This window comes from Streptomyces sp. 8L (assembly GCF_020176795.1).
Classification (GTDB): Bacteria; Actinomycetota; Actinomycetes; order Streptomycetales; family Streptomycetaceae; genus Streptomyces.
The window spans coordinates 1-4617 of sequence record NZ_JAIUKE010000683.1 but is presented as its reverse complement, the minus strand read 5'-3'; the positions used below and the strand labels follow the sequence as shown (position 1 = coordinate 4617).

The 4617-nt window shown below is 70.7% G+C and carries 6 protein-coding genes; all 6 read left to right on the top strand.

All coding sequences use genetic code 11. From position 1 onward, the window contains the following. Positions 1-402: 4-carboxymuconolactone decarboxylase (gene pcaC / locus LCE31_RS37075; protein WP_225022435.1), on the top strand; the 402-nt coding region annotated here is incomplete at its 5' end. A gap of 43 nt (positions 403-445) precedes the next feature. Then, complete coding sequence (locus LCE31_RS37070; RefSeq protein WP_225022432.1) at positions 446-1078, top strand: MBL fold metallo-hydrolase; 633 nt, start codon at positions 446-448, stop codon at positions 1076-1078. A gap of 30 nt (positions 1079-1108) precedes the next feature. Beyond that, the gene (locus LCE31_RS37065) at positions 1109-1888 is read left to right on the top strand and encodes an exodeoxyribonuclease III (RefSeq protein WP_225022430.1); all 780 of its coding nucleotides are present in this window, start codon (positions 1109-1111) and stop codon (positions 1886-1888) included. Between the two features lie 132 nt (positions 1889-2020). Continuing rightward, positions 2021-2728, top strand: coding sequence for a GntR family transcriptional regulator (locus LCE31_RS37060; RefSeq protein WP_225022428.1), 708 nt, complete (start codon positions 2021-2023; stop codon positions 2726-2728). Between the two features lie 161 nt (positions 2729-2889). Beyond that, the gene (locus tag LCE31_RS37055; RefSeq protein WP_225022427.1) at positions 2890-3603 is read left to right on the top strand and encodes a DUF969 domain-containing protein; all 714 of its coding nucleotides are present in this window, start codon (positions 2890-2892) and stop codon (positions 3601-3603) included. Continuing rightward, a complete protein-coding gene (locus tag LCE31_RS37050) occupies positions 3600-4568 on the top strand; it encodes a DUF979 domain-containing protein (protein WP_225022426.1) in 969 nt (322 codons plus the stop codon). Before LCE31_RS37055 ends, LCE31_RS37050 begins: the two co-directional genes overlap by 4 nt. The last annotated feature ends 49 nt before the right edge of the window (positions 4569-4617 follow it).

Here is a 4617-nt window from a genome sequence, read left to right as displayed (position 1 = left end):
CCCCCCGCGGGCCCCGCCCCCGCGGACACCTACGACGCGGGCATGCGCGTGCGCCGCGAGGTCCTGGGCGACGAGCACGTGGACCGCTCCGTCGCCGCAACCGACGACTTCACCGAGGACTTCCAGGACCTGATCACCCGCTACGCGTGGGGCGAGATCTGGACGCGGGACGGCCTCGACCGCCGTACCCGCAGCGTGATCACCCTGACGGCGCTCGTCGCGCGCGGCCACTTCGACGAGCTGACGTTCCACACCAGGGCGGCCCTGCGCAACGGTCTCAGCCCGGCCGAGATCAAGGAGATCCTCCTCCAGAGCGCGATCTACTGCGGCGTGCCCGCGGCGAACGCGGCGTTCCAGGTCGCGAGCACCGTGATCCGGGAGGAGACCCGGCCGCAGCCGTAGCAGGATGGGCAAGGAGTCCGGTACCAGGGAGAGGCGGTCACCAGTGAGGTTCACCAAGCGGAAGCACTCGTGCGTGTGGCTGGAGAAGGACGGGCGCAGGCTCGTCATCGACCCCGGCGGGTTCAGCGAGGACGACGCGGCGATCGGCGCGGACGCCATCCTGGTCACGCACGAGCACGTGGACCACTTCAACGAGGGGCGGCTGCGCGCGGGGCTCGACGCCGATCCGGCGGTCGGGCTGTGGGCGCCGCGCAGCGTCACGGACCTCATGGTGGCGGCCTACCCCGGCCGGGTGCACACGGTCGGCCACGGCGACACCTTCACCGCCGCCGGATTCGACGTGCAGGTGCACGGCGAGCTGCACGCGGTGATCCACCCGGACATCCCGCGCATCGCCAACTCCGGCTACCTGGTGGACGGGAGCGTCTTCCACCCCGGTGACGCGCTGACGGTTCCCGAGGCGCCCGTCGACACGCTGATGCTGCCCGTGATGGCGCCTTGGAGCCGCCTCGCCGATGTGATCGACTATCTGCGGGAGGTGCGGCCGCGGCGCGCTTACGACGTGCACGACGCGCTGCTCACGGACCTCGCCAGGCCGGTGTACGACGGGCTGCTCGGCTCGCTCGGCAGGGCCGAGCACGGCAGGCTCGCGCCGGGGGAGTCGCTGGAGCTCTGACTGTCGTACCCCGCCGATAGGCTGGTCCGCATGCGCATCGCCACGTGGAACGTCAACTCGATCACCGCCCGGCTGCCGAGGCTGCTGGCCTGGCTGGAGAGCAGCGGTACGGACGTGCTCTGCCTCCAGGAGGCCAAGACCACCGAGGAGCAGTTCCCCACCGAGGAGCTGCGCGCGGCGGGCTACGAGTGCGCCGTGCACGCGACCGGCCGGTGGAACGGGGTGGCGATCCTCTCGCGCGCCGGCGTCGCCGACGTCGTCCGCGGGCTGCCGGGCGGGCCGGAGTACGACGGCCTGGCGGAGCCCCGCTCCGTCGCCGCGACCTGTGGACCCGTCCGCCTCTGGTCGGTGTACGTGCCGAACGGCCGCGAGGTCGGCCACGACCACTACGCGTACAAGCTGCGCTGGCTGGAGGCGCTGAAGGACGCCGTCGCCGGGGACGCGGGCGGCGAGCGGCCCTTCGCCGTCCTGGGCGACTACAACATCGCGCCGACGGACGAGGACGTCTGGGACCGCTCGGTCTTCGAGGGCTCCACGCATGTCACGGAGCCGGAGCGGGCCGCGCTCGCCGCCCTGCGCGAGACGGGCCTCGGCGATGTGGTGCCGCGCCCGCTCAAGTACGACCGCCCGTTCACATACTGGGACTACCGGCAGCTCGGCTTCCCGAAGAACCGCGGCATGCGCATCGACCTCGTGTACGGCAACGCGCCGTTCGCCTCGGCGGTCAAGGACAGCTATGTCGACCGGGAGGAGCGCAAGGGCAAGGGCGCGTCGGACCACGCCCCGGTCGTGGTCGACCTCGACGTCTGAGCCGTCCGGGCTCCTCCCGGGCGCGGAGGTGCCTCCGAAAACCGTTGTTCAACGATCCTCACTGGGGATAGGGTTACGTTCCCGTAACCCGGCTGCAACGCGCCGACGTGTCCGCCCAGGGGGAAGATCCGTATGAGTGCCGACCTCGGTCCCGTTCTGTCCGAGCTGCTGGGGGACCGGGAGTCGTTGAGCCGCACGAGCACCGCGGAGCGGGTGGCCGGGATACTGCGCGAGCGCATCGCGCGGGGATCGTTCCCGCCGGGCAGCCGTCTGTCGGAGGAGCGCATCGGCCAGGCGCTTGGCATCTCCCGCAACACGCTGCGCGAGGCGTTCCGGGTGCTAACCCACGAGCGGCTGGTGGTGCACCGGCTCAACAGGGGCGCCTTCGTCAGGGTGCTGACGGCCGCGGACATCGCCGACATCTACCGCGTCCGGCAGGTGGTCGAGTGCGCGGCCGTACGGTCGTACGGGATGCGGCCGCGCCCGCTCGACCAGGTCGAGGCGACGGTCGAGGCGGGCCGTGCCGCGGCCGAGGCGGGTGACTGGGCGGCCTGCGGCACCGCCAACATCCACTTCCACCAGGCGATCGCCGGCCTCGCGGGCAGCGAGCGGCTGGACGACCTGATGCGCGGCGTCCTCGCGGAACTGCGGCTCGCGTTCCACATCATGGACGATCCGCGCCGGTTCCACGAGCCCTACCTCACCCGCAACCGCGAGCTGGTCACGGCGCTGGCCTCGGGCGACGCCGCCGGCGCCGAGCGCATGCTCGGGTTCTATCTGGAGGACTCCAGACGGCAGTTGGCGGAGGCGTACCCCGACCCCGCGGGCCTGCCCGACTAGACGCATGGAGACGCGCGGGCCCGGCCGGACCGTGTCCGTACCGGCCGCGGAAAATCGATGGCCGCCACACTCTTGTCGTATCGTTCAACAATCATCTAACCTCCGAGCACACCCCGGTCCGCGCCGTCGTTGCGGAGCCCTGTTCGGAAGGCCGAGAGCGCATGATCGTTCTGCTCGGTGTCCTCGTGGTGATCCTCGGATTCGCCACCAGGCGCAACCCCCTCCTCGTCGTCGGAGTCGCCGGGATCGTCACCGGATTCCTCGGCAAGCTCTCCCCGGACGACATCCTGAAGACGTTCGGAGAGAGCTTCGCCTCCAGCCGGTCCGTGACGATCTTCGCCATCACGCTGCCCGTGATCGGGCTCCTGGAGCGCAACGGCCTCCAGCAGCAGGCCCGTACGCTCATCGGGAAGCTCGGCAACCTCACCACCGGCCGGTTCCTCACGCTCTACCTGCTGCTGCGCCAGGTCACCGCGGCCGTCGGCCTCCAGACCATCGGCGGGCCCGCGCAGAGTGTCCGGCCGATGATCGCGCCGATGGCGGAGGCGGCCGCGGAACGCGGGAACGGCGGACGCGCGCTGCCCCGCGCGGTCCGCGACAAGGTCCGTTCGCACGCGGCGGGCGCCGACACCGTCGGAGTCTTCTTCGGCGAGGACATATTCCTCGCCATCGGCTCCATCCTGCTGATCACCGGCCTGGTCAACGCCACCTACCACACGCACCTCGAACCGCTGAACCTCGCGCTCTGGGCCATCCCCAGCGCCATCTGCGCCTTCCTGGTGCACGGCGCCAGGCTGCTGCGCTTCGACCGGACGCTGGAGCGCGAACTGGTCGTCGCCAACGCGGAGGCCGCCACCGAGGAGCCGGTGAAATGATCAAGGCCGAATGGTTCTACTGGCTGGTCGGTGCCGTCTTCATCGTCATGGGCGCCCAGATGCTCGTGGACCGCACCAACGCCAAGCGCTACACCTCGGGCACCTTCTGGACCCTTCTCGGGGCCACCTTCTTCTACAGCTCCTGGGTCGTCGACAAGACGCTGCCCGCCGAACCCCTCGGCGTCGCGGTCCTGGTGCTGATCTGCCTCGGCGGCTTCAACCTCGTCGGCAAGGGCACCCCGAGGACGACCGACGAGAAGCAGCGCACCGAACTGGCCAAGCGCTTCGGCAACAAGCTGTTCGTCCCGGCCCTGACGATCCCCGTCGTCGCGGTCGTCTGCGCCGTCGTGATCCCGAAGTTCCACTTCGGCGGCCACGTGATCTTCGAGAAGGGCAACGAGACCATCCTCGGCCTCGGCGTCGGCGCGATCGTCGCCCTGCTCGTCGGCATGCGGGTGCTCCGCGAGCCCCGCGTGTCCGTGCCGATCCACGCGGGCCGCGGCCTGCTGGAGTCCATGGGCTGGGCCCTGCTGCTGCCGCAGCTGCTCGCCGTGCTCGGCGCCATCTTCCAGGCGGCGGGCGTCGGCACCCAGGTCGGGAAGGTGACGGAGAAGATCCTTCCGAACGGGCAGCTCCTCGCCGCGGTCGCCCTGTACTGCGTGGGCATGTTCGTGTTCACCGTGATCATGGGCAACGCGTTCGCCGCCTTCCCGGTGATGACCGCCGCCGTCGGCTGGCCCGTCCTCGTCCAGCACCTGCACGGCAACGCGGCGGCCATCATGTCGATCGGCATGCTCGCCGGGTTCTGCGGCACCCTCTGCACCCCGATGGCGGCCAACTTCAACCTCGTGCCCGCCGCGCTGCTGGAGCTCAAGGACCAGTACGGGCCCATCAAGGTGCAGGCCCCGACCGCCGTCGTCCTGCTCGCCTGCAACATCCTCATCATCTACTTCTTCGCCTTCTGACGGCACGCACCCGGTTGACGGCCCCGCGGCGGCCCGCTCCGCCGCGGCC